This is a genomic window from Priestia sp. FSL H7-0729, assembly GCF_038005685.1.
GTDB lineage: Bacteria > Bacillota > Bacilli > Paenibacillales > Paenibacillaceae > Paenibacillus.
In genome coordinates this window covers 244,004-269,830 of the sequence record NZ_JBBOTQ010000001.1, presented here as the reverse complement: position 1 = coordinate 269,830, position 25,827 = coordinate 244,004, and the positions used below count along the sequence as shown (strand labels likewise).

General features: G+C 44.2%; 24 protein-coding genes and 1 riboswitch. Of the genes, 7 read left to right on the top strand and 17 right to left on the bottom strand.

Annotated features, from left to right (window positions below; all coding sequences use genetic code 11):
- Positions 1-29: 29 nt before the first annotated feature.
- A complete protein-coding gene (locus tag MHH93_RS01210; RefSeq protein WP_500052298.1) occupies positions 30-791 on the top strand; it encodes a YqcI/YcgG family protein in 762 nt (253 codons plus the stop codon).
- Positions 792-847: 56 nt separating this feature from the next.
- Here the strand turns inward: MHH93_RS01210 and MHH93_RS01205 are convergent, their stop codons facing one another.
- From MHH93_RS01205 to MHH93_RS01185, 5 genes are all read right to left on the bottom strand, one after another.
- Positions 848-2,194 (bottom strand): amino acid permease, encoded by a 1,347-nt coding sequence (locus MHH93_RS01205; protein ID WP_500052296.1) that lies wholly within the window; start codon positions 2,192-2,194, stop codon positions 848-850.
- Positions 2,195-2,443: 249 nt separating this feature from the next.
- On the bottom strand, positions 2,444-3,211 hold the full coding sequence (locus MHH93_RS01200; protein WP_500052294.1) for an S-layer homology domain-containing protein: 768 nt from the start codon (positions 3,209-3,211) through the stop codon (positions 2,444-2,446).
- Positions 3,212-3,778: 567 nt separating this feature from the next.
- Entirely contained in the window at positions 3,779-4,669 is an 891-nt protein-coding gene (locus MHH93_RS01195) for an aldo/keto reductase (RefSeq protein WP_500052292.1), read from the bottom strand.
- Between the two features lie 126 nt (positions 4,670-4,795).
- Positions 4,796-5,569 carry an SDR family NAD(P)-dependent oxidoreductase gene (locus MHH93_RS01190; protein ID WP_500052290.1) on the bottom strand — a complete coding sequence of 258 codons (774 nt, stop codon included), beginning with the start codon at positions 5,567-5,569 and terminating at the stop codon, positions 4,796-4,798.
- A gap of 129 nt (positions 5,570-5,698) precedes the next feature.
- On the bottom strand, positions 5,699-6,187 hold the full coding sequence (locus MHH93_RS01185) for a GNAT family N-acetyltransferase (protein ID WP_017688107.1): 489 nt from the start codon (positions 6,185-6,187) through the stop codon (positions 5,699-5,701).
- 193 nt (positions 6,188-6,380) lie between these two features.
- Here MHH93_RS01185 and xerS point away from each other — a divergent pair, with 193 nt between their 5' ends.
- On the top strand, positions 6,381-7,472 hold the full coding sequence (gene xerS, locus MHH93_RS01180; RefSeq protein WP_500052288.1) for a tyrosine recombinase XerS: 1,092 nt from the start codon (positions 6,381-6,383) through the stop codon (positions 7,470-7,472).
- Positions 7,473-7,711: 239 nt separating this feature from the next.
- Here xerS and mobB read toward each other — a convergent pair whose 3' ends face one another.
- Both mobB and MHH93_RS01170 read right to left on the bottom strand, forming a co-directional pair.
- Positions 7,712-8,251, bottom strand: coding sequence for a molybdopterin-guanine dinucleotide biosynthesis protein B (gene mobB / locus MHH93_RS01175; RefSeq protein WP_500052286.1), 540 nt, complete (start codon positions 8,249-8,251; stop codon positions 7,712-7,714).
- Between the two features lie 6 nt (positions 8,252-8,257).
- A complete protein-coding gene (locus MHH93_RS01170) occupies positions 8,258-9,526 on the bottom strand; it encodes a molybdopterin molybdotransferase MoeA (RefSeq protein ID WP_500053292.1) in 1,269 nt (422 codons plus the stop codon).
- A 221-nt stretch (positions 9,527-9,747) separates the two neighbouring features.
- Here MHH93_RS01170 and hlpB point away from each other — a divergent pair, with 221 nt between their 5' ends.
- Positions 9,748-10,038, top strand: a complete 291-nt coding sequence (gene hlpB, locus MHH93_RS01165) for an HNH nuclease-like protein HlpB (protein ID WP_500052284.1) — start codon at positions 9,748-9,750, stop codon at positions 10,036-10,038.
- A 116-nt stretch (positions 10,039-10,154) separates the two neighbouring features.
- Here hlpB and MHH93_RS01160 read toward each other — a convergent pair whose 3' ends face one another.
- The 5 genes from MHH93_RS01160 to lpdD form a co-directional block, all read right to left on the bottom strand.
- On the bottom strand, positions 10,155-10,901 hold the full coding sequence (locus MHH93_RS01160) for a DUF4247 domain-containing protein (RefSeq protein WP_500052283.1): 747 nt from the start codon (positions 10,899-10,901) through the stop codon (positions 10,155-10,157).
- Between the two features lie 12 nt (positions 10,902-10,913).
- Entirely contained in the window at positions 10,914-11,420 is a 507-nt protein-coding gene (locus MHH93_RS01155) for a DUF4178 domain-containing protein (protein ID WP_076317633.1), read from the bottom strand.
- A 23-nt stretch (positions 11,421-11,443) separates the two neighbouring features.
- Entirely contained in the window at positions 11,444-11,845 is a 402-nt protein-coding gene (locus tag MHH93_RS01150; RefSeq protein WP_500052281.1) for a DUF350 domain-containing protein, read from the bottom strand.
- A gap of 95 nt (positions 11,846-11,940) precedes the next feature.
- Positions 11,941-12,612, bottom strand: coding sequence for a PspA/IM30 family protein (locus MHH93_RS01145; protein WP_076210133.1), 672 nt, complete (start codon positions 12,610-12,612; stop codon positions 11,941-11,943).
- Between the two features lie 133 nt (positions 12,613-12,745).
- Positions 12,746-13,087, bottom strand: coding sequence for a prenylated flavin chaperone LpdD (lpdD, locus tag MHH93_RS01140; protein WP_500052279.1), 342 nt, complete (start codon positions 13,085-13,087; stop codon positions 12,746-12,748).
- Positions 13,088-13,241: 154 nt separating this feature from the next.
- Here lpdD and MHH93_RS01135 point away from each other — a divergent pair, with 154 nt between their 5' ends.
- The gene (locus tag MHH93_RS01135) at positions 13,242-14,033 is read left to right on the top strand and encodes a polysaccharide deacetylase family protein (protein ID WP_500052277.1); all 792 of its coding nucleotides are present in this window, start codon (positions 13,242-13,244) and stop codon (positions 14,031-14,033) included.
- A gap of 115 nt (positions 14,034-14,148) precedes the next feature.
- Here MHH93_RS01135 and MHH93_RS01130 read toward each other — a convergent pair whose 3' ends face one another.
- From MHH93_RS01130 to MHH93_RS01120, 3 genes are all read right to left on the bottom strand, one after another.
- Positions 14,149-14,820 carry a 3D domain-containing protein gene (locus tag MHH93_RS01130; RefSeq protein ID WP_500052275.1) on the bottom strand — a complete coding sequence of 224 codons (672 nt, stop codon included), beginning with the start codon at positions 14,818-14,820 and terminating at the stop codon, positions 14,149-14,151.
- Positions 14,821-14,822: 2 nt separating this feature from the next.
- Positions 14,823-15,019: riboswitch (cyclic di-AMP (ydaO/yuaA leader) on the bottom strand.
- A 220-nt stretch (positions 15,020-15,239) separates the two neighbouring features.
- Positions 15,240-15,962: an amino acid ABC transporter ATP-binding protein gene (locus tag MHH93_RS01125; RefSeq protein WP_500052273.1), complete on the bottom strand. Its 723-nt coding sequence runs from the start codon at positions 15,960-15,962 to the stop codon at positions 15,240-15,242.
- Positions 15,949-17,412, bottom strand: coding sequence for an ABC transporter substrate-binding protein/permease (locus MHH93_RS01120; RefSeq protein WP_500052271.1), 1,464 nt, complete (start codon positions 17,410-17,412; stop codon positions 15,949-15,951). Before MHH93_RS01120 ends, MHH93_RS01125 begins: the two co-directional genes overlap by 14 nt.
- 183 nt (positions 17,413-17,595) lie before the next feature.
- On the opposite strand from MHH93_RS01120, the gene MHH93_RS01115 reads away from it, so the two are divergent.
- Positions 17,596-18,771, top strand: a complete 1,176-nt coding sequence (locus MHH93_RS01115) for a M20 family metallopeptidase (protein ID WP_500052269.1) — start codon at positions 17,596-17,598, stop codon at positions 18,769-18,771.
- A gap of 259 nt (positions 18,772-19,030) precedes the next feature.
- On the top strand, positions 19,031-20,803 hold the full coding sequence (locus tag MHH93_RS01110; RefSeq protein WP_500052267.1) for an alpha-glycosidase: 1,773 nt from the start codon (positions 19,031-19,033) through the stop codon (positions 20,801-20,803).
- 141 nt (positions 20,804-20,944) lie between these two features.
- Here MHH93_RS01110 and glgA read toward each other — a convergent pair whose 3' ends face one another.
- Positions 20,945-22,387, bottom strand: a complete 1,443-nt coding sequence (gene glgA / locus MHH93_RS01105; RefSeq protein WP_500052265.1) for a glycogen synthase GlgA — start codon at positions 22,385-22,387, stop codon at positions 20,945-20,947.
- Positions 22,384-24,390, bottom strand: coding sequence for a 1,4-alpha-glucan branching protein GlgB (gene glgB / locus MHH93_RS01100; protein ID WP_500052263.1), 2,007 nt, complete (start codon positions 24,388-24,390; stop codon positions 22,384-22,386). The genes glgA and glgB overlap by 4 nt, the downstream gene beginning before the upstream one ends.
- A gap of 193 nt (positions 24,391-24,583) precedes the next feature.
- Here glgB and MHH93_RS01095 point away from each other — a divergent pair, with 193 nt between their 5' ends.
- On the top strand, positions 24,584-25,810 hold the full coding sequence (locus tag MHH93_RS01095) for a glucose-1-phosphate adenylyltransferase (RefSeq protein ID WP_500052262.1): 1,227 nt from the start codon (positions 24,584-24,586) through the stop codon (positions 25,808-25,810).
- Positions 25,811-25,827 lie beyond the last annotated feature (17 nt).

The following is a 25,827-nucleotide window of genomic DNA, read 5'->3' as shown; positions in this document are numbered from 1 at the left end:
GGTATCATGTGGAATGGAGTTGGGAATCCATGGCGGAGCTGTATAGTGCCGAAGAAATAAATAGTTTATATGAGCGTCTTCCATCTTGGCAGCAGGACGCTTATTCGCAATTTGCAGATATGATCGCCGATGAAAATAATACGTATCCATGTGTACCAGGACGAATGGGATTTCTGTCAGGACATTTGAGATATGGCTTTACGTGTGACCCCCGATCAGAACATGCTGCTGGAGATATGGCCGATTTGCTTAGACAATATGGTCCTGTCTCCAGAGACACTGGTCATTATGCTTCCATGGTCGTGATCTGTGAGACGCCAAGTGATCTGAAAGATCATACAACGGTGGAGCAATATCAGACCTTATTCTGGCAAATGCTTAATCGGGTAAGTTCACACGATACCGAGCCTTGGCCGGAACATATTTCAACTGATCCTCATGATTCATCATGGGAGTTTTGCTTTGGCGGAGAGCCATATTTTTGTTTCTGTGCGACTCCCGCACATGAACTCCGAGCTAGTCGGCACTTTCCTTATCTCATGTTTGCCTTTCAACCGCGATGGGTATTCGAATCCATTAACGACAACACGCCTCTAGGCCGTAAAATGAAAACTTTGATTCGCAAACGTCTCGCTGCGTATGATGCTGTACCTGCTCACCCGTCACTGATGTGGTATGGTCAGCAGGATAATCTGGAATGGAAACAATATTTCTTGCCTGATGATGAGCAGACACCTTCCAAATGTCCATTCATGCGGATGAAGCAAGCTTTGGGCAAGTTGACGAAATAATCTTACGTCGTTCATTAATCCGTTGTACGACATCCACGAAAGTTGCTGAAAGGTACTTATGGTTTGGATGGTGCTGACTGCGGTGGTTTCGAGCCACGTAATTTGTGAACGATATACGTGATGATCCCAAGGAACACCAGAAGTCCCACACTTGCCAGCAGACCCGTTCTGCTGGCTTTTTCCATCGCTGTTCCGGCCACTGCAGCTACAATGAATACGATGGCAATCCATACTTTGATGCGATTCCACTTCACAGGCTTCATTTTCTTAATGTATGTGATACAGATGAGCAGCCACGTATACATCAATACCAGGCTACCTGCAGTCGTCACATATTCAAACAGGCTCTTGGGCATCCATAATGCCATCAATGTTGAGAGGAGTAAACCGGCCGCTGTACAACATAATGCCTGAACCGGAATGTCTTTTTTCCCCCACGTTTTCGTAAATAGCTTCGGCGCATCTCCATCTTCTGCAAGTTTCATTAACATGGATGTAATCGCATATAGTGAAGCCACCATCGTTGAGAATCCTGCAATGATCAGAATTCCGTTGAGAATGTGGACCACTATGGTTAAGCCGATGGTTGACATGGCTTTGACAAGCGGACTTTCATCTGGAGTCAACTGAGCTGATGGCACGAGCAACAAGATCAATGCTATCGCAATAACATAGAGTGTACTCACCGATAATAGCATTACTCGGCCTGATTTCACTGCATCTTTTGGCTCTTTCAGGTTGGCTGCCATCAAGCCCATGACCTCGATCCCGGCAAAAGCAAAGAATGCGTAGATGAAACCGGTCCATACCCCTTTACCTCCATGAGGGAACCATTCATTCTTTAATTGTTCGGGGGTCACTTTTACAGGTAACCACCCCAGACAAGCTGCTCCTGCTATAGCTATAAATGCAACCGTTGCAGCAAGTTTGATTACAGCAAGAATATTCTCCGTTTTGGTTAATCCTTTCGCTCCCAGTGCAGCAATGAACAGGCCGATAGCCGCGTATACCGCAACAAATGCCCATAGCGGAAACTTGGGAAACCAGAATTGAGAAAAGAGACCCAGTGCTGTCAAAGAGCTACCCATGATGAGCATTTCGGAGAACCAGTACATCCATCCACTTCCAAAACCAGCCCACGCTCCAAATGCTTCGCCTGCATAGGTTCGAAATGCCCCTTCCTTAGGATCATCTGCCGTCATCTGCGCCAGCGCACCAAATACAAAATAAGTACCCGCCGCAGCGAGCACCAACAATACGAGTACTGAGATGCCAGCCCAATGAATCGCGAGACTGGTTCCCAGGAAAAATCCCGTTCCGAGCGTGCAGCCCGCGCCAAACAAAGACAGACTGACCCAACTTAGTTTTTCGTCATCCTTCTTCGTGTGTACCTGACTCTTCATGATGCTCCTCCTTCTGCCTTATCCCCTTACGGTTTACAGGTCATGGAGGTTTTATGTCTGCATTGCCAAAAGAATTATTATTAGTTTACATAATAATTAATATGTATTTACCTATATAAAATTTTACTATCTCCGTTATGCGGAAAACTTTATCAACTAAAAAAAGAAAAACCTTCACTTTAAATATTGTGAGAGGTTTTTCCTTTGGATATATCTAATCTGATATGTCTAATCAAAATTTGCATCTACTTATTTTTGTGTTGCTTCGTACAGACGATGTAAAATGGTTGCTGCTTCAGCACGTGTCACAAAATCTTTTGGACGAAGGTATCCGTTATTTGCAGTAATAATACCCATATTAGTTAGTGTGTATAAAGCTTCTGCCTTAAAATCTTGAGAATCACCATCATAATAGTATTCTCCTTCATCCTGATCAATGTAAATCACCGGATAATTAACCGAGAAATTATCATAGTAACTTGCAGGACGAACCTTAATATCCTTGTAGTTTGAAGTTGCAGAAAGTACATCTTCAATTTCGGGATGCAGGGTCTGATCGGTGAAATTAGTTCTAATTGAAGAAATCATTATAATATCCCATCGAGTTAAAGGTTTATCAGGTTTAATTGAAAATTTATAATCTGGGTATTGCCCATCTAAACCTTCAAAAAAGCTCCACACGTAATCTCCATTGAATATAGCTGCAAAATCTTTGTTTGCCCAATGTTTACGTGCATCTACAAACTCTGAAGATTTTCCATCTGAATAATTAATTTCTGGGAAAAGCTTATGAAACATATGTACAAACTCTGCTTTGGTTATCGTTTTACCTGGTTTAAAACTTCCATCCTTATAACCGCTAATAACGCCTTTACTTACCATCAATTCAATAGACTCAGCAGCCCATTCATATTTTTTGCCCTGAACATCAGAAAATGTATTTGCTGCATATGAGGATTGGGCAAAAAATAATGACACAACGATCAGTGGCATTACTAGCCACTTCTTTTTAAACATTAACCTTCACTCCCCCTGTTTTATATAGATCAATCTACTGATTTAATATCGGCCTTTCAAGACCAAGTTATTAGAGTACGATAAGATTATTCCTATAATTCACTGCATTTTTGTATATTCCCATAAAAATAGTCATTGACATTAAAAGTTTGAAGTGGTTTCTCTTTCTAACGTGGTGGTGCGTCAACGTAACTATATGCTAAATGGTAACTAAGGTGAGAAAATGTTTTTCTATTCTGAATTTTTCATATGTTGAAATAATATAATAAAATCGTTGTTTCATTCATATCAAACGCAGATTTGCTATTTTTCTTATAATCTCAAAAGCTTCGTCGTTTTTTATAAATTTAGTCGTTTGTAAAACGAAAAGTTCCCTTCCTGGGAATGTTCTTTTTCATCCTTTTTCATCGGTTTTCGGACTAGACTGACGTGTAAACGTGGTTCCCTAGTGGTTTCTCAGCCCTTGTTCTGAAACTGTTGTGAATTTTTCATATGTTGAAAATATTTTATGTTGGGTAAAAAAAAGCCGCCATCATGGCGGCTTCGTTAATAATTCTGTTTTTAATTTTAAGTCCTACCCGTCCAATCTGCTCCGGCAATTTCCTTCCATCTAGCTCTAATCTCGTCATACAGCTTCTGAGGTAACGGCCCCTTGGCCACAAGATCCGCATTTTGCTGCCAGCGATTGGGCTTAGCTGTTCCTACAATAGCCGTATCTACGCCTTCCGTACTTAGTGCAAAACGCAGTGCAGTTTCTACCGCTGCCTGGGCATCTTCACCCAGAAAACCATATTCAAGTTCACTTAAACGCTTCCAATATACATATGGATATGCATCTTCGGAGAGCGTTTCAAATGTCCAGGCCACATTAGCAATGGGCCTTTTGGCGATTACTCCCATATTTCTCTTTCTCGCCTCAGGCAAAGTCAGCTCAATCGCTTCCTGATCTGCTATATTTAATGAAGTCTCCAGGCTATCAAATACTCCGGTCTGAATCGCATAGAGCGCATCTGTTGTATCCCCACTATATCCGATAAACCTGGTCTTCCCTGCTTCCTTGGCACGTTGCAGTACTTCGATTACTGCTCCTTGTCGAAGTACCTCTTCAGAACAACTATGCAAATGGATTACATCCACATAGTCCGTTTTCAACCGCTTCAGACTACGATCAATTGTCTGCTCCAGTACTTTGGCGTCCCAATCCGGACCATCAATCCCGGCTGCATGTCCACATTTGGTGAACAAATAGTATTCATCGCGCCGATGTGACAACACCTCGCCAATTAACTCCTCGCTGTCACCATAACATTCAGCCGTATCAATCACGTTTAATCCTGCATCCAAGGCACTATTCAGCAATTGTTCAACATCGCCTCTGGATGAATCCCGAATCTCCGACCCACCGAACCCTAGTGTGCTTACTTTCATACCCGTGTTTCCGTAATTACGCGTCTCCATAGTTATCTTCCTCCAAGTTCAGTGAATTGGGTACAGATAATTAGAAATACAGAATAACAGCCCTTATGTTATTACCCATGTGTTGGTTATGTCACCCATTTTTAGACTGCTACCAACTTAACTCATCTAGAATCCGTAAATGGACATGCCACCGTCAACCAATAACGTCTGACCTGTGATGTATCCCGCTGCATCCGATGCCAGGAATACGACCGGTCCTACCACTTCCTCCAATTCTCCGACACGCTGTAGCGGTGTACGACTTACAATTTCCTGCAAATACTGGGGATCATCCAGCAGCTTTTCGGTCAGAGGTGTTCGGAAATACCATGGTCCTACTGAATTGACACGGATACCATATTTCCCCCATTCCAGTGCGAGCACTTTGGTCATATGAATTAATGCAGCTTTGGTCGCACCATATACAACCCCTGTCCGCAAAGCCGTATGCCCACCTACCGAAGAGATGTTGATGATCTTCCCAGTCCCACGTTCTTTCATATGCTTACCCGCCAATTGCGAAGCAAAGAAAGCCGATTTTAAGTTTGTCTGCATGATGGTCTCCCACTGCTCGTCCGTAACTTCCAGTGCCGGTGTCCGTATGTTCATACCTGCGTTATTCACCAGAATTTCCAGACTACCCATCTCCGAGATTGCCTCTTGAAACGTCTCTTCCATTTGTTCTTTTGATGTCACATCCGCAGTTAGAGCGAGCGCTTTACGCCCTGTCTGTTCATATATGTATCCGGCTGTCTCCTTAATTTCTTTCATTGTTCGGGATACAAGCACAACGTCACTGCCGGACTGGGCAAGTCCAATTGCAATTGCTTTTCCGATCCCTCTCCCTGCACCTGTCACCAGTGCTGTCTGTCCATCGAGATGGAATGTGGGTACGTTCATGTCACTCACTCCTTCATTAGATTTATAAGTTGAACTAAAGATTATTTACACTGACATTACCATGACAGAACAACCTTCCAATCGCTGTCATCCCCAGATTTTTTATATGTAGGTAAATCCCTATTTGAATCAGGTTACAAAATACTGGCTTGGATTGCCCAGTTCCGGATGGAACTTCTCTCGAAAACGGCCTCCCGTATAATCCCCTATAATTTTTCGCCAGAACGCCTGCGCAATGACGTTGTTACGAACCTGGGTCACTTTCCATCTTCCTGGGAAACGTTTGAACAGCTCATATGCTGCCCGAGTGCCTACGCCACTACGCCGATACTTTTGCATCACAAAAAACTCAGTCAAATAGTAGTCGTTATCCTTACTTCCAGGCTCTAATTTCTCCACCAAAGCAAACCCTGCAGGTGCCCCATCACTTGTAATCAAAAAAGGAAACTTGCGGTCTTCTTCTGTCCAGAATGCCTCCAGGCCGGGATATTCCGGAAAAATACCGTTGCTGTCCACATCAATATTGAGATATTTGGTAAAATCATATAGATAAAATTGCATTAAATGCCGAATCACCTGACTGCGTTCCCGGGGAACCAGCTCTATTTTCATATTCATCCGGTTCACCTCCTCTGCTCTGCGTATACTAATTACTTTAAAGGTTTACGCGCCGAAGGGCAAGGAAGCATCTCCTACATACTGCCTACTTAGGTGAACAAGCTGTGAGCATGTAAATTATGGTACACTAGAGCATAGAATACTATTAATTTGAATATTAATTTTATATGTTTTTCACATGGAGGTGTCGAACTTGACCAACGTGCAAAAAGAGATTGATCGACGCAAGCTGGATGACAAACTACCTTCCATGCCTTGGTTCGTTCAGCAATTCATGGACTACAAGCTGCCTGACTTATCCCCCTCTACCCTGCTCGAATACCTGAGAGATTACGAAGCTTTCTTCGGATGGTTGCGTGCAGAAGGGCTGTCCGAGGCAAGCTCTAATAAAGAAGTAACGTTGAATGAACTGGAAGTCCTTCGCATGGATTCAGTTACCGCCTATCGGTTATTTCTCACAACCAAACGGGAAGGAACCAATTCCAGAATTACCGTCTCTCGCAAACTTTCTTCCCTTCGCTCCCTGTTTCATTACCTGAGCCAGATTGCGGAAGATGAAGACTTCTATCCTTTGCTGAAGCGGAACATTATGGCCAAAATCGAGATCAAGCGTACCCATAAACCCAAGGATACCGCTGCCAAACTCAAAGGTAAAATCCTGGAGGAAGAAGAGCTACTGGAATTTATCGGCTATATCCTTGAAGGTTACGCTGTCGATATGGAGAAGAACAAACAGGCACTGTATTCCCATGAACTCAACAAAGAACGGGACGCTTGCATCGCCAGTCTGATTCTCAATTCAGGTTTACGGGTATCGGAAGTGGTGAACCTGAACGTCGATGACCTCGATCTGAATAACAAACTCCTGTATGTTTATCGCAAAGGTAATAATGATGAGACGTACAAAACACCCGTATATTTCAGGGAACAGGCCAAGGACGAACTCGCAACCTATATGAACTTGCGGCAATCACGTTACCGTACGCCCAAGCGGGAGAAAGGTCTGTTCATTGCTTTGCGTAACGGAGATTCAGAAGGAAGCCGAATGACCAAAAGAGCGATTCAGGCCATGATCATGAAATACGCCAAACGTTTTGGCAAACCATTCTTGACCGTGCATAAATTACGACATTCATTCGCTACCGACTATTATCTGCAAAACGACATCTACAAAACCAAGGAGCAGCTTGGACACGCTTCTACAGAAACGACCGAGATCTATGCTCACCTTACTGATAAAACGATGTCCGAAGCCATCGAACGTCGTACAGAAGATGGGATATAACATCCCGAACATCATAAAAGCAGCAAACCGTATCAAGGATTTCGATCCGAGAAAGGTCTGCTGCTTTTTTTCGTTTGTTTCGGATCATTCGAAGGAAAGAACATAAACAGAATGATTTTAGTTTACATAATAATTATTACGTTATTATTTAATAGCATCACTCACACTATTGTACTTAATTCATGTGCAGCCACCATCATGTCACACTTCATAAAGTTTTACCGATTCGACTTCATCCATCAGTCTTGCTTTCTCTTGACCATCTCTAACAACGCTTCGGCTATCTCCTTCGTTTCATGCACCGAGTACCAAGTTATATCTTTGCTAACGATGCTCGGCTCCATACACTGCTCTGAAGATAACCATGAGATCATGCCGACTACCCCTTCAAGCTGATTAACCATGCTCAGATCTTTCTTTTCTCGAACCATCACGAATTTGGGATAAGGAGCATCCTTGAATCCTTCAATAACAATCCAATCATACCCGGAAAGATGACTTAACATATCCTCCAACCTGGTTGCTTTTCGTTCCATAATCGCAGTACGCTTCTCCGACATGACAACCACCGCCGATGCCCCTGCCACCCCGAATTGATACGAATCCGTTCCTTCTTGATCCATCTCAAAATGGTCATGTCCATCATGCTTAATTGCCGCTACCTTAAGTCCCATGGAAGAAAAATGTCTGATCAATGCGGCTGTCATAGTTGTCTTCGCCGTGTTTTTGTATCCTACAATTTGTATGATATGCGGTTTTGTATTACTCATTGTAGTCATCTACCACTACCTCACATGACCTGAGGGCAGTTTGAGAATGCGCACCTGCTCACCCGCAGGAATACCTTTTTTCTCAGGCGGAACCACAATCAGGCAATCACTGTCCTTAATGGTGATCATCACACTGGATTCATCTACACGGGCAGCAGCCGGTATCGCGTACACCATGCCGTTGCGGATTTCTGTGCGTCCACGTACGAATCGTGTGAAATTGTTCACTTTCGTGTATTCTTCTTCCAAAATTGCAGTCCATTCTTCCAAATAAGGATAAGCATCTGCCTGCATGGAACGAATGGTTGGACGAACAAACAGACCAAAACCTACAAAACAAGCCCCCGGGTTACCCGAAAGTGCAAAAAGTAATTTATCTTTATACACAGCAGCTGTGGTTACACTCCCTGGTCGCATCGTCACTTTATTAAATAACATCTCCACATGTTCTTCCAGCACAAGTTCGCCCATAATATCATAATCCCCGACAGATACGCCACCTGTGGTCACTACAATATCATTATCTTGAATAGCTTCTTCCAGTTTGGCCCTTGCTGTATTCACATCGTCTGCAATTGAACCATACATTACAGGCTCTCCACCTGCTTCAACGACCAGAGAACGTAGCATGTAGCTGTTGCTGTTGCGAATCCGACCTGGTTGTAATGGCTCGTCAACATCAAGTAATTCCGTGCCTGTTGCGAATATCGCCACCTTGGGACGTTGAAAGACGGGAACTTCTGCTATGCCAAAAGTAGCTAACACCGACTGCTCTCCTGCTCTGATGATCGTTCCTGCTTCAAGCAGTTGCTGTCCCTCTTGGACTTCCAGTCCAATTGGTGTGATGTTAGCACCCGGCAATATGTGCCGTTTCAATGCAATCCACTGTTCTCCGTTCTCTATCTTGCTCTCCGTCATCTCCATCATGACTACTGCATCTGCACCTTCCGGAACCTGTGCACCCGTCATAATGCGAGCCGTTGTACCTGAAACAATGGTGTGGTCCGAGGTGTAGCCGCAAGGAATTTCATCAATTACACGAAACCAAACTTGATGATCACTAGATGCATCTATGGTATCTGTACTTATAATCGCGAATCCATCCATACCTGATCTTCGGAAGAACGGATACGGATGAGGTGCCTGAATGTTCTCTGCAAGAGTACGTCCATGGGCAGACTCAAGTTGAACTTTCTCTATGTAGCCTATAGTAACTCTTGCAGCTATTTTGGCTTGGGCATCCGGTACCTGTACAGCTGTACGATTGAATTTGGCAGTCGTCATATCATGTGAATGTGAGTTCAGTTTCAAAAGTGTTTATACCTCCTAGAGACTATCATCTTTTAAGAAAGTGTAGCCCGAATACTGTAAGATAACAAGTACATCACGTATTGAATTTTGTGACAACATCTTATTTCATATAGGTGTAACATTCCTTGATCTATATTCAACATGAAAGGCTTCTTGTCTGCTCATAATATAATTGACTAAAGGAGGCGATGAATATGAGTGAACAATGTGAATTATGTGGAAGAGAGCCTGTAACCACGACCGTTCATCATCTGACTCCCAAAGAAATGGGAGGTACATTTCTGCCAACGGCCAACCTGTGCATCCCCTGTCACAAACAGATTCATTCTCTATACACCAATCAAGACATCATAACGCTTGGCCTTACGGACCTGCAGTCTTTGAGACAAGCTGAACGAATGGTTCCCTTTATCCGCTGGATACGCAAACAACCTGCTTCAACCATTCCCCGTGTACGGAAATCCAATCATGTTCGCAAATCTTAGACCAAAAAGAACAGCTCCAAGGTAAATGTTCCGGCAGAGATGAATCTGCCTTACCTTTTCGCTGTTCTTATTCATTGGACTATTGAATGGTTGCGGACACGCCTAGAATTAGAACATTATCTACGCCTCATAATGCGGCCGCCGCCCACTCTGGTTTTCGGTTTTTTGTAGGATTTCTTAGGTGAATCAAACAATCCGCCCAGACCACCACTGCTTTTGTTACGATCAATGGTTCCCTTGCTCTGATCCTTGTTGCGGTTGAATAACCCTCCGCCAGATCCCACACTTGAATCTTTGTCGCTTCCGCGCCTTGTAATCGTACCTTTCCGATCAACAGTAATGGGTGGAGCAAGCTTCTTGTCATTACTTGTTGGTGCTCGATAAGATCCTGCACTCGGTTTATATGTTTCTTTATTGGTATATCCTCGATAGTTGCCATAACCTCGTCCGCCAAAAGAATCGAACAGATTACCAATTAATGTAGCGGTGAGGTAACCTTGTAAAAAAGATGAATCGTAGTTCTGCCGAACATATTCCTTCGAGTCCACCTCAACCAAGGTATCCTCCGGCTTGTTCGGATCTTGTTGCAGGTGATAATACTCGTCCTGATACACGAGGAACATACGCTCTGTGTTCTCTGCAGAGATCTGATCCGGTTGCCTTTGGTCAGACAATTCCTGGGCCACTTCTGGAACGGTGCGGTCCGAAGCCCGGTACACATAGGACGTTGAGTTACCACTGCCGTTAACCGATTCAAGCGGGTATGTGTCCTGAACAGAAGGTGCTCCGCACGCGGACAACAGAGACATCACAAGGCTGAGGACCAGCATTAATTTTAATCCATGTGCCAAGTGTTTTTTCATTGGGAACCTCTCCTAGCTCGAACGAATCACTTTGATATCCGCAGGAAGAATGGACTCACCCTCATACAGTGTAAATCTTCTGTCTTGCCACTCCACGCGAAGAAGCATATTATCATCGGACTGATACTGCCATACTAATTGTTCTCCAGCCTGGCCATAGGGCGTTCTGCCTGCTGTTGATACCATTCCTCCATACTCTTCCTCCAGATGATATGCGCGTCCATCCAGATCCAGCAATGTAGGTACTTCATCAGGTGCATCAAGCCTGCCATCAATGGGTGTATATAGGGCGTAACGTGTGAGTTCCCGTTCTTCGATATGCAAATATCGAAATGCGGTACCATCCTGCAGCGTGAGCACAACTGCATTTCGAGCGCGATTTTGTACTCGACCAACGACTTCATAAGTGACGAGAGAAACCTCACATATATCACCGGGTGCAAGCTGAAGCATGGTTTTCTCTGCCTGCGGTGGTTCAGGTTTCGTTAGTATTCCTTTAATTCGTTTCCATACACTCATGAGAATTACTCCTGTTCCTTATCTTATAAACAAGCTGCAATAATCAGTGCGCCCACGATATGTAAAGCGCCAGAGAACAACCCGTATCCGGTCTTCCCCTGCTGTATTCCGGTATCCAGATCCAGATTGGCCCATCTGCGAATCATAAAGTGTACAACACTCTCCAGAATCAACAAAATGATAAAGGATACAATGGAGACCAATAATGCTTCACCAAGATGACCCGCCGTAGAAATGGACGTAGCGAGTACATACCCTTGTGCAAATAATTTCATCACCATACGAGTGGTAACTGCCATGTTGCCAGCCTTAACTTCAGCAAAATCCTTATATTTCGTGAACAGTGAATCAACATACATCAAGACAAACAGCAAAACCGAACCAGATACTGTCCAGACCAGCATCGCCAAAATGTTCAAATCCATTTACACAGCCCCCACATCTCAACATGAACCGCATTTAAAAGCGAAGGAGAAACACTCTTCTCCTCCGCTGGTCAACCCTGCTGACTTACAAGGTATTAATTCTTATTATCGTACTGTTTCATCAATGCTGCGAGTTCATCTTCAACAGCCTGATCCTTACCCAACTTCTCGAACTCTTCATCCAAGGACTTACCTTTGGAAGACATTTCGTTGCTTGCTTCTGCCTGTGCTTCCATCTGCATCATTTTCTCTTCCATGCGCTTCATACCAGCACTTGCAGTATCGGAACCAAACCCATTCAACGCTTTGTTGATTTCCGTTTGAGCTTTTGCTGCATTGTAGCGGGCTACCAGTGTTTCGCGTTTGTTCTTCATTTGAGTCAATTGCTTACGCATCTCGTCCAGCTTGCCACGCAGGTTATCTGCTGAAGCCTTGTTTTGATCATAGCTGGTTTTGTACTCAGCCATCTTCTCTTCAGCTGCTTTTTTCTCTTCCAAAGCCCTGCGGGCCAGATCCAGGTTTTGAGCACGTGCCGCCGTATGCGCCTGCTCTTCACGTTTTTTCACCAGAGCTTCCTGCTCTTCGAATAGCTGCTTGAATTTCTTCTCAATGGCGATCTGTTGAGCTACTGCTTTCTCCGCATCTTCCAGGTCCTCTTGCATGTCACGGATATATTGGTCCGTCATCTTAATTGGGTCTTCTGCTTTGTCAATAATGGCGTTGATGTTAGACATGGTTAGATCACGCAAACGTTTGAAAATGGACATTATGTTATTCCTCCTAGTCGATATTACATCGTATATAAACATACATACGCAACAATCTACAACTCGTTTCAATTTTAGCAAATAAAATAAAAACTTGCGATTGCTCTTTATATAAGGAAGTTCGTTTATCTTCTCAGGAAGATCTTTTATCTTTGCTCAGTTGATCCTCCATCAGCCTCTCTGCAGTCTGCACGATTTCATCAATCTGCATCCGCGTGATGGAATCAAAATGGATACCCATGATTACCGTGACTGTTACTTTCAACTGTAGAGCCGCCTTTCGGGCTAGCCGCTCACACAACTCTTGCTCCTTATGACCCGGAATATGTACCGTCGTCCCGCTGACGCGCTCATGGTCTACATAGAACGTAGCTACAGCACCAATATGTGCCTTTCCTCCGGTAACGAGAAAAACCTTATCTTCACCTGCTTCAATCACCTGTAAACGTATGGATTTCAAATCATATGTACTCATATCCTATCCACCTATCCTTTTCTATATGTTATATATGGAGGAATTATGGCCATCATGGGATAAATAGACAATGAAACTTCTCACACTACGCATATTTTATGGAGAGCCCGGGCATACCAAGAAGAACGTCATTTTGGAAAAGGAGGCTGTTATTATGCGTATACGCCTCATCATGCTGATGGTTATCGTTATTTTTCTCGGAGGATATCATGCTCCGGTTTCATCGCGGGATTCTTCAAGCCCGCCAAGTGAATCGGTATCCGGTTCAGGTTCTGGGGAAGAAGAACAACTGACATTGGGACAGTTACGTCAAAAATATGCCGATACGTTCAAAACCAATGGTCCTTCAACGAAGAAGGTTGCACTGACTTTTGACGATGTGCCTGATCCACGCTTTACTCCACAGGTACTCGATGTATTGAAGAAATACGATGTTAGAGCTACATTCTTCATCGTAGGTAGTCGAGCTGAGAAACATCCCGATCTGGTGAAACGCATCGTTAAGGAAGGGCATATGGTTGGTAATCACAGCTACAATCATCCGGAATTCAGTAAGCTGTCGATGAATGCCTTTCGCAAACAGATTTTACATACCGGGGATATTATTCGACGGCTGGCGGGATATACGCCCAAGATGATTCGCCCGCCTTATGGAGACATTAATGAGGAGCAGCTGCGATGGGCTGCCAGACAACATTATAGCATTGTGAACTGGAACGTAGACTCACTGGACTGGAAAGGCCTTTCTAAGGAGCAGGTGAGAGATAACATCCTGTCTGCTGTCAAACCTGGCTCCATCGTTCTGCAACATGCAGGAGGCGGTGTAGGATCTAATCTAAACGGAACGATTGAGGCTTTGCCAGAAATTATTGAGGAACTGCGTAATCGGGGATATGAACTGGTCACCTTGGACGAAATGCTGGGATTGCCAAAGGCCAAAGATTAGGATACCGTGAACCGTAACTGAACAAGATTACAAATGTTAAAGGGTGCCTGTTCAACCGCAAATTTAGCGATTGGCAGACACCCTGTTTGAATTCATTTTAGATGTAATTTACGCTCTACTTCAGAATGTACAGCTCGATATCCTGAAAACCAAACGTGCTTACAGACTGCTTGCTACCCGGGATGAAGATATCAATCCGGTGACCCTTGATTGCACCGCCCACATCACGTGCTGTGGCTACAAAAGCCTGTTTTGGCAATCCTGGATGGCTGTGACCCGTTACCAGTACTTTAGTTCCAAGTGGAATCACACTTGGATCAACTGCAATCGTGCCCAGTTCAAGATCATTCCCGAAATAATCGACAGCACCCCATCCTCCATTTTCAGACGGATCTGCAGAGTATGCCGTTGCTTTCACATTCACAGCTTTGCTGTAATCGAATGTTTTACCCCAGGCTTGAACCACTTTGTTGTCTGTGTTCACGTCCAAGCTTGCAGCGGTAACCGTTTTGGCTTGGGTCTTGCTCTCCGTCGCTGCGGCAGCTACATTGTTTGCCTTACCAGGGATCGTAATTTTCAAACCACCATAGATGTTGTAAGGCGAGATGTCGTTGTTTGCTTTAACTAACGTGTTGATTGCTACTCCGTATTGTTTCGATAAGGTGTAGAAGGTATCCCCCTCTTTGGCCACATGAACTGAATCGGCGTGAGCCGGAACGGCTTGAATGAGCATTGCTGTTGTCATTAATGCTACTGCTGTTTTGGCTATACGTTTCTTGTTAATCATGGTCTTCCTCCCTCATTATGCCTGCGAAGTTAGTTGTCGGATTCGGATGAGGAGCCCACCCTATAGGTTCATCATTACATTTGAAACGATATGTACCCCTAATTCACCCCAAGCAGTGTGCTGTAGATCTTCCCCCTGCACAATCTGCATCGTTACATCCCCCGCACTCCCTGTCCGGAAGTTTCGGCAGAGTTCAATATATCACAATTTTGTAACCTGAACTTGTAGTAATTCTTACCAAATAGTTTTAACATGTGCAAACAGGTGTAAGAATACTGAATACTCTAAAACTGTTGAGCGAGATGTCCCCTATATATTTGGTAACAGAATAGTTACTTTTTCGAATCCTGGATGTTATTATTACACAAATAAAATAGCGTCACCGACTCGAAGTCAGTAACGCTATGTAATCATTATAATTAGAGTACTTTCGCAAGAAAATCACGTGTACGTGAATTTTTGGGTGCTCCAAACACCTCATCAGGTGTTCCCTCTTCCACAATTACCCCGCCATCCATGAACAGGATACGGTCTCCCACTTCACGTGCAAAACCCATCTCATGTGTCACGATGACCATGGTCATACCGCCTTCTGCAAGACGTTTCATGACATCCAGTACCTCACCGACCATCTCAGGGTCCAGTGCCGATGTGGGCTCGTCAAACAGCATCACATGCGGTTGCATAGCCAATGCCCTAGCAATGGCGATCCGTTGCTTCTGTCCACCGGACAGCTGATTCGGGAATGTATCTTTTTTATCGTACAAGCCCACAGTTTTAAGCAGATCAGCAGCAATTTTCTCCGCTTCCTGAGTGGATTGTTTCTTCACTTTAATTGGAGCAATTGTAATGTTTTGCTCTACCGTTTTGTGTGGGAACAGGTTGAAATGCTGAAACACCATGCCCATTTTCTCACGAGTTGCGTTGATGTTGTGCTTCGGATCGGTGATTGACACGCCTTCAAAATCAATCTCACCCGAGGTAGGCTGTTCCAGCAGATTCAGACAACGCAAGAATGTACTTTTTCCTGAACCGGAAGGGCCAATGACCACGACAACCTCACCTTTGCCAATCGTCACGTTAATGCCCTTAAGCACATCGTTATTTCCATAAGATTTGTGTAATTGTCTAACGTCTATCACTTGCACTCAACTTCCTTTCCAGTCGTCCCAGCAGCTTGGACAAAATGAACGTCATTACAAAGTAGATGGCTGCTGCAATCAAAAATGGACTCAAGCCTTGGTACGTAATGTTTTTGACTACACTTGCCTGATACATAATGTCCACCATACCGATAACGGAGATAATGGAGGATTCTTTGATGATGGTTATGAATTCATTACCAATTGCCGGCAATACAGCTTTGAAGGCTTGCGGTAAAATAATATAACGCATTGCTGCTCCTCTGCCCATCCCCAAGGAACGGGCTGCTTCCAGCTGACCACGATCCACACCTTGAATACCTGCACGGAAAATCTCTGCCAGATAAGCACCACTATTGATTGAAAGTGTAATGATACCTGCCTGAAGTGCAGTGAAGTTAATGCCAAAGCTCAGGGAAAAACCGTAGTAAATAATCATCAGCTGTACCAGCATCGGTGTACCACGGATCACTTCAACATAAGCCGTACCGATCCAGCGCAAGATTGCAGCGTCATGCAAACGGAACAAACAGATGATCAATCCAATAATTACCCCGAAGATAACCCCAAGTGCAGACAACAGAAGTGTGTATCCTACACCTGTAGCATAGAAACTTTTATATTCCCAGAATACTTGGAAAATATTTTGTGATTTGTTCGCTTTATCCGCCATCAAGAGGCTGGCGTCCGTCACCATCTGATTGATTTTATCTTCACTTTTCAGTCGCTCTAGTGTTCCATTTACTGCAGCTAGCAGCTCGGTATTACCTTTACGAATCCCGATTGCTGCTTCTGCTTGCTCTTCGTCCGGAACAGCAGCAGCAAGTCCAATGATATCGTCTAGATAACCTGCAGCAACGGTATCTTCAACGATTGCCGCGTCAATGCGTTTTGTTTGCAGTTGAAGCACAATATCCGAGATTTTATCCAGCGCAGTAAGTTTCGCTCCTGGAATACTCTGTCCGATCGTTTCCTGAATCGAGCCTTTCTGAACGCCAATCTTCGCATTTTCAAGTTCTGCCATGGTTGGATATTTGTCTTTATCCACATTGCGAACCATAATCACTTGTTTTGATTTATAATAGGTGTCGGAAAAATCGATACTTTTCTTCCGCTCATCCGTCGGAGTCATACCTGAAATTACCAGATCAACACGCCCGCTCTGCAATGCAGGCAGAAGACCGTCGAAGCCCATATCCTCAATCACAAGCTCAGCGCCAAGATCTTTGGCAATCTCTTTGGCGATCTCAATATCAAAACCAACGATCTCATCTTTGCCATTAATTACTTTATGGAATTCATAGGGTGCAAAATCGGCACTTGTACCGAGCACCAGCTTTTTACTGCTTGAATTATCTGTAGATCCACTTGCAAGCGCCACAGGAACGGCAGTCGTCAGCAGAACGACAAAGGTCAACAGCATCATGGTGTAACGACTTATCAATTTCAACCTTGTTCTCTCCCCTTACAATACGTTGTATGCTTCTCATGTTGATGACTGAGTCATTATAAAGTACAATGCATGATTATGCAATGCATTTTAACATTACAAATCTTGACTTGTTTCTGAAAAAATAAAGCAAACATGATATAATCAATGAATTATTTTCATTTTTGCATAAGGAGTTTACTAATGACATCTAACAAATCACAAATTCTGACGGTTATTGATCAATATGCTTCCCGTTTTAAAGCCATTTCATCATATATCGGTGCCAACCCTGAACTGGGAAATGAAGAGTATCTCGCTTCTGCCCGTTTGAAAGAAGAACTGGTCTACCACGGTTTCACTGTAGAGGCTCCTATTCTTGGACTGGAGACTGCTTTTATTGGGACTTATACCGCTGTCAAACCCGGTCCTACCATTGCACTATTGTGTGAATATGACGCCTTGCCGGAGATCGGTCACGCTTGTGGTCACCATCTGATCTGCATGATGAGTCTAGGAGCTGCCGTTGGGCTGAAAGCCATTCTGGATGAAGTAGGTGGAACGATTAAAGTGTTTGGTACACCCGCAGAAGAGACACGTGGTGCCAAAGTTCCGATGGCGGAAGCAGGCTTGTTCGATGACTGTGATGTTGCCCTTATGGCGCATCCTTACTATGCCTACGAAAAATCAGGCAGCTCGCTGGCGATTGACGCTGTACAATTTGAATTTCATGGCCGATCTTCACATGCTGCTGCAAGTCCGCACGAAGGCATTAATGCTCTTGATGCCGTCATTCAAACGTTCAACGGAATCAATGCATTCCGGCAACAAGTGAAAAGCACCGTTCGGATTCATGGTGTGATTAATAACGGAGGTCAGGCAGCAAACATCATTCCTGACTATGCTTCTGCACAATTTTATGTACGTGCAGCAACCCGTAAAGAACTGAATATCCTCACAGAACGTGTGATTCAGATCGCTGAAGGCTCTTCTCTGCAGACAGGTTGCAAGCTGGTGACATCCAACTATGAAACATCCTATGACGAAATGGTCACCAATGAAGCATTTTCAGCTGCGTTTAGTCAAAATCTGATCGAACTCGGCATCCCGCAGGAAGAGATTGTGAGTGGTAACGATCATGGCTCCATGGACATCGGTAACGTTTCCCTAAAATGTCCTGCAATCCACCCGTACATCCGTGTTGTGGATGAGGTTCATACCCTGCACTCCGTAGCCTTCCGTGATCTTGCACTCCAGGAGCGCGCGCTGGATGGCATGATTCTGGGAGCAAAAGCACTTGCTACAACAGCCTATGACGTACTCAATCAGCCAGAGCTGCTTCATACCATCCGAACGGAGTTCGAGCAAGCTATTCGCTAAGAATCTAATTAACATGTTATATAGGCACCTTAAACAGACTTGAATTCCAAGCTGTTCAGGGTGCCTTTTCTTAATTAGCTGTACGTATATTCAGCAAGAATCTGGAAATGCTGTGAAAGAAACCTTTGAAAATGATGAAAATAGTACATTTTATTACAGTAAATGTGGTTCATTTGCTGGCTAACTTGGTTATTTATAACTATAAGTGCGTGTTCTAAAGACCATTTTTCATAACTTATCCTATTCAGGAGGTGCTGTCATGCTGCTAGAAGCCATGTATCATGTTCCTCGTGACAAGTGGGCTTATGCCTATAATTCGTCCACCATACATCTGCGCGTACGAACCAAACGTAATGATGTGCAATACGTGACTGCACTGACCGGAGATAAGTACAATTGGAACGGAACGTATAAGGAAATACAACTGGAGAAGGCTGCTGCGGATAACATGTTTGATTATTGGGAGGTTGCCGTCAAGCCACAATTCAAACGTCTCACCTACATATTTCGGATAACTGCAGGTTCGGAAGATGTTTTTCTTGCCGATAACGGAATTCATTATGAGCCCCCCTATCCAACCGGAGGATATTATGAGTTCTCCTATATACATGAAATTGATGTGTTTAAGGTACCCGAGTGGGCCAAAGAAGCCGTCTTTTATCAGATCATGACTGAGCGCTTTGCCAATGGTGATCCCAAGCTGAATCCACAAGAAACCCATGACTGGGGTGGCAAACCGGAGTTGGACAATTATTTCGGTGGTGATCTGCAGGGTGTGCTGGATCATTTGCATGACTTGACTGAACTTGGCGTGAACGCCATTTACTTTACCCCGCTATTCCAAGCCAATTCCTACCACAAATACGACACTATAGACTATAAAAAAGTCGACCCTCATTTCGGTACTAATGCCCTGCTCAAACAATTGACAGAAGAATGCCATCGCCTGGGTATCCGGGTCATGCTTGACGCTGTGTTTAACCATTGCAGTGAAGACTTCCCTCCTTTTCAAGACGTTCTCCAGAATGGAAAAAACTCAAAGTATGCCGATTGGTTCCACATCAATGAATATCCGGTTCAGATCAGGGACAGTATCCCTACCTACGATACATTTGGTTTCTATGGCAACATGCCCAAGTTCAATACAGCCAACCCGGAGGTTAAAGCATATCTACTTGATGTAGCAGAGTACTGGATTAAGGAAATCAAGCTGGATGGCTGGCGTCTGGATGTAGCCAATGAAGTGGATAACCATTTCTGGCGTGATTTTCGCAAGGTTGTTAAGGCAGCAAATCCGGAAGCTTATATTGTTGGTGAAGTATGGAGCGACTCCTTAACCTGGCTCATGGGTGATCAATTCGATTCCGTCATGAATTACCCATTTGCCGACAAAGTGCTTCAGTTCTTCTGTGGTTCCATGGATGGTTATCACTTTGCCAATGAGATGGGTTCACTGATTATGCGCTATCCACAACAAACCAATGAAGTGATCTTCAATATGCTGTGTAGCCATGATACCCCTCGCCTTCTTACTCGGTTAGGAGAAGACAAACGCCGATTAAAATTGTCCGTTGTATTTCTTTTCACCTATATCGGTACACCCTGTATTTTCTACGGCGATGAGGTGGGAATTAGTGGTCATGCTGACCCGGATTGTCGAAAATGTATGGAATGGGACCCTGCCAAGCAAGACAGAGAACTGTATGATTTCTATCGTCTGATGATCGATTTACGAAAAAGCAATGAAGCCCTGCGCATAGGACGCTTCCGCTTCCTTAAGGCGGATCACCATGATCCCTGTATTGTGTACGAGCGTGTTGATGACAACCTTCACTTTACCGTATGGATGAATAATACACCTCAAGATCGAACGCTTTCTCATCCCATGGAAACGAAAGACTGGAAGGATGCATTGACTGAAGAGCCTGTGTTTCCAACCGATGGAATGATGAATATTAAACTCGACCCTTACGGCTACCGCATTTTGTATAGACAGCTTGATCCAGCGACCATCCAACATACTAAAGTGTAAATTCACACAGTTATATAAAAGAAAAAAGAAAACACTTCCACCATCTCAGATGTTGACTTTCATTCTGAACTTTGGAAGTGTTTTTATTTATTTCATTAAAAAAGCCACAGCATGATATGCTGCGACTCATTCAGGATTACATCAGTTTACAGGCTCATGCGTGATCCGACGATAAATATCCATATATTCTTCAGCTGAAACGTTCCAGCTGTACTCACCACTCATTGCATTTTTCACGATCTTCTTCCAATGTTCTGGCTGTTTGTAGATCTCCTCGGCACGCCGAATGGTATTCATCATGTCATGTGCATTAAAGCTTGTGAATGAGAAACCATTCCCTTCTCCGGTAAACTCATTGTATGCCTGCACAGTATCGTTCAGACCGCCTGTTTCCCTTACGAGAGGCACACTACCGTACCGCAGAGCCAGTAGCTGACTAATGCCACATGGTTCGAATCTCGATGGCATCAGGAAGATATCACTGCCTGCATAGAAGCGGCGGGATAACCCATCGTTAAACGTGATCTGGGCAGACATTTTGAGCGGATAACGATTAGCGGCTTCACGGAACCAGTGTTCATACATCGGCTCTCCTGTTCCCAATACAGCGAATTGAATGTCATCATAGTACAACAGTTCATCCAGGATACGGCAGACCAGATCAAGCCCCTTAGAGTCCACCAGCCTTGTCACCATCACCATGAGAGGTACATCGGGGCGAACAGGAAGTCCAAGTTCCTTTTGCAGCTCAATTTTGTTCTCCGTTTTCTTGGACAGACTTGTTCTGTATTTCACTGGAATTTTGGTGTCCGTTGCCGGGTTGTAGCTCTTGGTATCAATCCCGTTCACAATCCCGCTGAAACGATCTCCAAGTGAGCTTAGCAGTCCGTCCAACCCGTATCCATAATAAGAGGTTTGCACCTCCTGTGCATATGTTGGGCTTACGGTTGTCACATGGTCAGCATACACAATTCCTGCTTTTAAGAAATTGACATTACCGTAATACTCAGCTCCATCCACAGTGAAATATCGATCATCCAGTTCAAGGATTTCACTGAATAACTCATGCGGGAATACCCCTTGGTACAACAAGTTATGTATGGTGAATACCGTACGAATATCACTGTAGAATGAATCGTGTCTGTAATGGGCTTCAAGCACCAAAGGAATCATTCCTGCATGCCAGTCATGACTGTGCAGCACGTCAGGTTTGAACTCAATCTGTGGCAACACTTCGAGAACTGCGCGGTTGAAGAAGGCGAAACGCTCACCGTCATCCATATACCCGTACACTCCATCCCGTCCAAAATAATATTCATTATCCACAAAATACACTGGAATCCCATCATGAACCAGCATTTCTATCCCACAATAGGGTCTGCGCCAACCGAGAGGCACATCTGTTGTAATGACTGGTTTCAACGCGTCTTTGTACTCATCGGGAATCCCCTTATATTTTGGCATAATCACCCGCACATCTGCCCCGCTCTTCTTCAATGCAAACGGGAGAGCACCGATTACGTCAGCAAGGCCTCCTGTTTTGATAAATGGATGTACTTCAGCAGCAGCAAATAGAATATTCATGCCTTTGTCCTCCTCTTCGGTTTCAGCGTGTTGTTTTCTTTCTTATTTTTCGTTGTTGAACTGACGGAAGTAATACTCGCAGGCGATTCATCCGTTTTCCGACGCGTGTTCTTTTTTAGAATCACAATGCTCAGCGGAGGCAAAACTAATTCGAGACTATGCGGATGCCCATGAAAAGGAATCTTTTCGGTAGGCAGCTGCATATCATTAGTAATGCCTGAACCGCCGTAAACGGAATGGTCACTGTTCAGAACTTCGGTATACATACCGGGACGCATGACACCAATCCGGTAACGCTCCCGCTTGACCGGCTGAAAGTTAATGAGCACAAGGAGTGTATCCGCAGGTTTTTTTCCTTTGCGTACATATGAAATGACACTCTGGTCCTGATCATCCGGAGTGATCCATTCATAACCGTCCAAGGAATGATCAAGCTCCCACAAAGCTTTTTCGCTCAAGTACAGGTTAGACAGCTCACGCTCAAACTTATGCAAGTTGCGGTGACTGTCATAATCCAGTAAGAACCAGTCCAGTTGGTCCTCATCTTTCCATTCGATGAACTGGCCAAATTCTCCACCCATAAACAACAGCTTTTTCCCTGGGAAAGTCATAAAATAGCCCAGAAAAGCACGCATGCCAGCAAATTTCTGCTCGTAAGTTCCTGGCATCTTGTCGAGTAGCGACTTTTTGCCATGAACAACCTCGTCATGAGACAGAGGTAGCACATAATTTTCTGCAAAGGAGTATACGACCGGGAAAGTCAGCAAATGATGTTTGGAAGGACGCTCGTGAAAATCAGATTCCATGTAATCAAGCGTATCATTCATCCAGCCCATGTTCCATTTGTAGTTAAAGCCCAGACCACCTTCATCTACAGGTAAAGTCACCATTGGCCATGCACTTGATTCTTCAGCCATCATCAATGCATAAGGGAAATACTTGAACACCGTCTCATTCAGCTGCTGCAAAAAAGCTACAGCTTCCTTGTTTTCAAGACCACCTTCATCATTGGCACGATATTGCCCTGGCTGCTTCTCAAAATCAAGCCGAAGCATACTCGTAACCGCATCAACACGGAGTCCGTCAAAATGATACATCTCCATCCAATATAATGCATTGGAGATCAGAAATGAACGAATTTCAGGTTTCGAGTAGTCAAAGCTGAGTGTGCCCCAACCTGGCTTCTCTGCTAACATCGGATCTGCATACTCATACAGAGGCGTACCATCAAACATACGCAACCCATGAGCGTCTTTGGCAAAATGTGCAGGTACCCAATCCAGCAATACACCAATCCCAGCCTGATGTAATGTATCCACCAGGTACATCAGATCTTTTGGATGCCCGAAACGACTGGTTGGTGCGTAAAAGCCTGTGTTCTGGTATCCCCACGAAAGGTCATATGGATGCTCACTGAGGGGCATCATTTCAACATGTGTATATTTCATTTCTAATAAGTAAGGAACGAGCAAGTCAGCCATCTCGCGATAACTATATAGGCTGCCGTCTTCTTTGCGCTTCCAGGTTCCCATGTGCATTTCGTAAATATGTAGAGGTTTGTTATACATGGCACGTTGTTTGCGTCTCCATGCACCATCTTTCCATTTATATCCTTCGATTGAACTGGTGACAGAAGCTGTCTGAGGTCGAACCTCTGCTTGAAATGCATATGGGTCCGCTTTGAGCAATTCTGTACCATCTTCCGTTAGTATACGGAACTTGTATAAAGTTCCTTCGCTGATTTCCGGAAAAAAACGACTCCAAAATCCTGATTCGGGTATCTTATATAAAGGTTCCTTTTCGCCTTTCCATTCATTGCGGTCCAGAGCCAGTCCTACTTCTGCGGCATTTGGTGCCCATACGGTAAAGCGATATCCTTGACGGCCATCGCAAGTCTCAGGCTGCGCGCCCAACATTCGATAACTGTGATGAAGGTTGCCTTCATGAAATAAATAAATATGCTCCGGCAAAATATCCGAGTGTGCTAACGGTTGAATGGCCAAGAGATCACCTTCTTTTCAAAAAAATAGATATAACAGTTACCATTACCCCATTCTAGCCAAGTTGAAAAGAAAAATGCGGTGGTTTAGAAAATGTTGTCTTTTTTCTGAATTTTTACAATATCAATAGTTTCATTTGTTCTACTTTGCGTTAATGATGTACTACAATGCACAATATTTTGGGAGGGAAACGATTATGTTTAATAAAGATTGCATCGCTATGCTGTTGGCGGGAGGAGAAGGGAAGCGATTAGCCCCTTTAACCTCGAGTATCGCAAAACCCGCTGTACCGTTTGGCGGGCACTACCGGATCATCGATTTTCCTCTCAGTAACTGCGTAAACTCAGGGATCGATACTGTAGGAGTATTGACGCAGTACCAAGCGGAATCGTTACACGATCATATTGGTGGAGGAGAACCATGGGGACATGGCGTCTCAAGTGAGGCAGGAATTTCCTTGCTTCCATCTTATCATACAGGAAATGACGAATACTTGGGAACGGCGGATGCTATTTATAAAAATATTGACTATATTGATCAACAAAACCCCGAAAATGTTCTAATTTTGTCGGGTGACCATATTTATCATATGAATTATCGTGATATGTTGGAGGCTCATCAGGCGAATAATGCAGCAGCAACGATTTCAGTTATGGAAGTTCCATGGGACGAAGCACATCGCTTTGGGATTATGGCTGCCGATGCTGATCTGCGTGTGACAGAGTTTGCCGAGAAACCGGCTGAACCGAAAAGTAATCTGGCTTCAATGGGCATTTATTTGTTCAAATGGGAGTACCTGAAGCGCCATCTCCTGGAAGATGCTGCTAATCCTGAGTCCAGCCATGACTTCGGTAAAGATGTTATTCCTCAAATGTTGAATGAAAACAATCCCCTCTTTGTCTATAACTTTAATGGTTATTGGAAAGATGTAGGTACAGTTAAAAGCCTTTGGGATGCTCATATGGATCTGTTGCATAATGATGAAGACTGGAGTCTGCAAAAAGAGAACTGGCCGATGTTTACTCGCGAATGGCGCTCTAAGCCAAGTGCTTATAAGGCTAGACAAGCGAAGATTGAGCATGTAGCTTCCATGATTCATGACTCTTGTGCCATCGAAGGTCACGCAGAGCGTTCTGTAATCTTCTGCGGTGCTGAAGTAGGTAAGGGTTCCGAGGTAAAAGACAGTGTCGTAATGCCTAATGCACGTATAGGCCGCGGAGTTCACATCGAGCGCGCCATCATTGGTGAAGGTGCGATTATCAAAGACGGTGCAATTGTGAAAGGTACTGCGGATGAAATTGTTGTCGTTGGACCTAACGAGATTGTCTCTGCCAAACCGGCTGTTCGTACGCAACCCGTTCGCATGTTGAAAGAAGTATATGAGAAAAGTGGGCGCTTGCGCGCTGGTGAGCTCTCTTCATAAGAATATCAAAAAAGGCG

Excerpts from the sequence above, each read along its gene's own strand:
- glgA (WP_500052265.1), bottom strand. The coding sequence starts at position 22,387 with ATGAATATTCTATTTGCTGCTGCTGAAGTACATCCATTTATCAAAACA.
- lpdD (WP_500052279.1), bottom strand. The coding sequence starts at position 13,087 with ATGAGTACATATGATTTGAAATCCATACGTTTACAGGTGATTGAAGCA.
- MHH93_RS01110 (WP_500052267.1), top strand. The coding sequence starts at position 19,031 with ATGCTGCTAGAAGCCATGTATCATGTTCCTCGTGACAAGTGGGCTTAT.
- MHH93_RS01170 (WP_500053292.1), bottom strand. The coding sequence starts at position 9,526 with ATGACGACTGCCAAATTCAATCGTACAGCTGTACAGGTACCGGATGCC.
- MHH93_RS01095 (WP_500052262.1), top strand. The coding sequence starts at position 24,584 with ATGTTTAATAAAGATTGCATCGCTATGCTGTTGGCGGGAGGAGAAGGG.
- MHH93_RS01155 (WP_076317633.1), bottom strand. The coding sequence starts at position 11,420 with ATGAGTGTATGGAAACGAATTAAAGGAATACTAACGAAACCTGAACCA.
- MHH93_RS01145 (WP_076210133.1), bottom strand. The coding sequence starts at position 12,612 with ATGTCCATTTTCAAACGTTTGCGTGATCTAACCATGTCTAACATCAAC.
- MHH93_RS01200 (WP_500052294.1), bottom strand. The coding sequence starts at position 3,211 with ATGTTTAAAAAGAAGTGGCTAGTAATGCCACTGATCGTTGTGTCATTA.
- MHH93_RS01185 (WP_017688107.1), bottom strand. The coding sequence starts at position 6,187 with ATGAATATGAAAATAGAGCTGGTTCCCCGGGAACGCAGTCAGGTGATT.
- MHH93_RS01150 (WP_500052281.1), bottom strand. The coding sequence starts at position 11,845 with ATGGATTTGAACATTTTGGCGATGCTGGTCTGGACAGTATCTGGTTCG.
- mobB (WP_500052286.1), bottom strand. The coding sequence starts at position 8,251 with ATGACTACAATGAGTAATACAAAACCGCATATCATACAAATTGTAGGA.
- hlpB (WP_500052284.1), top strand. The coding sequence starts at position 9,748 with ATGAGTGAACAATGTGAATTATGTGGAAGAGAGCCTGTAACCACGACC.
- MHH93_RS01115 (WP_500052269.1), top strand. The coding sequence starts at position 17,596 with ATGACATCTAACAAATCACAAATTCTGACGGTTATTGATCAATATGCT.
- MHH93_RS01195 (WP_500052292.1), bottom strand. The coding sequence starts at position 4,669 with ATGGAGACGCGTAATTACGGAAACACGGGTATGAAAGTAAGCACACTA.
- MHH93_RS01210 (WP_500052298.1), top strand. The coding sequence starts at position 30 with ATGGCGGAGCTGTATAGTGCCGAAGAAATAAATAGTTTATATGAGCGT.
- MHH93_RS01130 (WP_500052275.1), bottom strand. The coding sequence starts at position 14,820 with ATGATTAACAAGAAACGTATAGCCAAAACAGCAGTAGCATTAATGACA.
- MHH93_RS01160 (WP_500052283.1), bottom strand. The coding sequence starts at position 10,901 with ATGAAAAAACACTTGGCACATGGATTAAAATTAATGCTGGTCCTCAGC.
- MHH93_RS01190 (WP_500052290.1), bottom strand. The coding sequence starts at position 5,569 with ATGAACGTACCCACATTCCATCTCGATGGACAGACAGCACTGGTGACA.
- MHH93_RS01135 (WP_500052277.1), top strand. The coding sequence starts at position 13,242 with ATGCGTATACGCCTCATCATGCTGATGGTTATCGTTATTTTTCTCGGA.
- MHH93_RS01205 (WP_500052296.1), bottom strand. The coding sequence starts at position 2,194 with ATGAAGAGTCAGGTACACACGAAGAAGGATGACGAAAAACTAAGTTGG.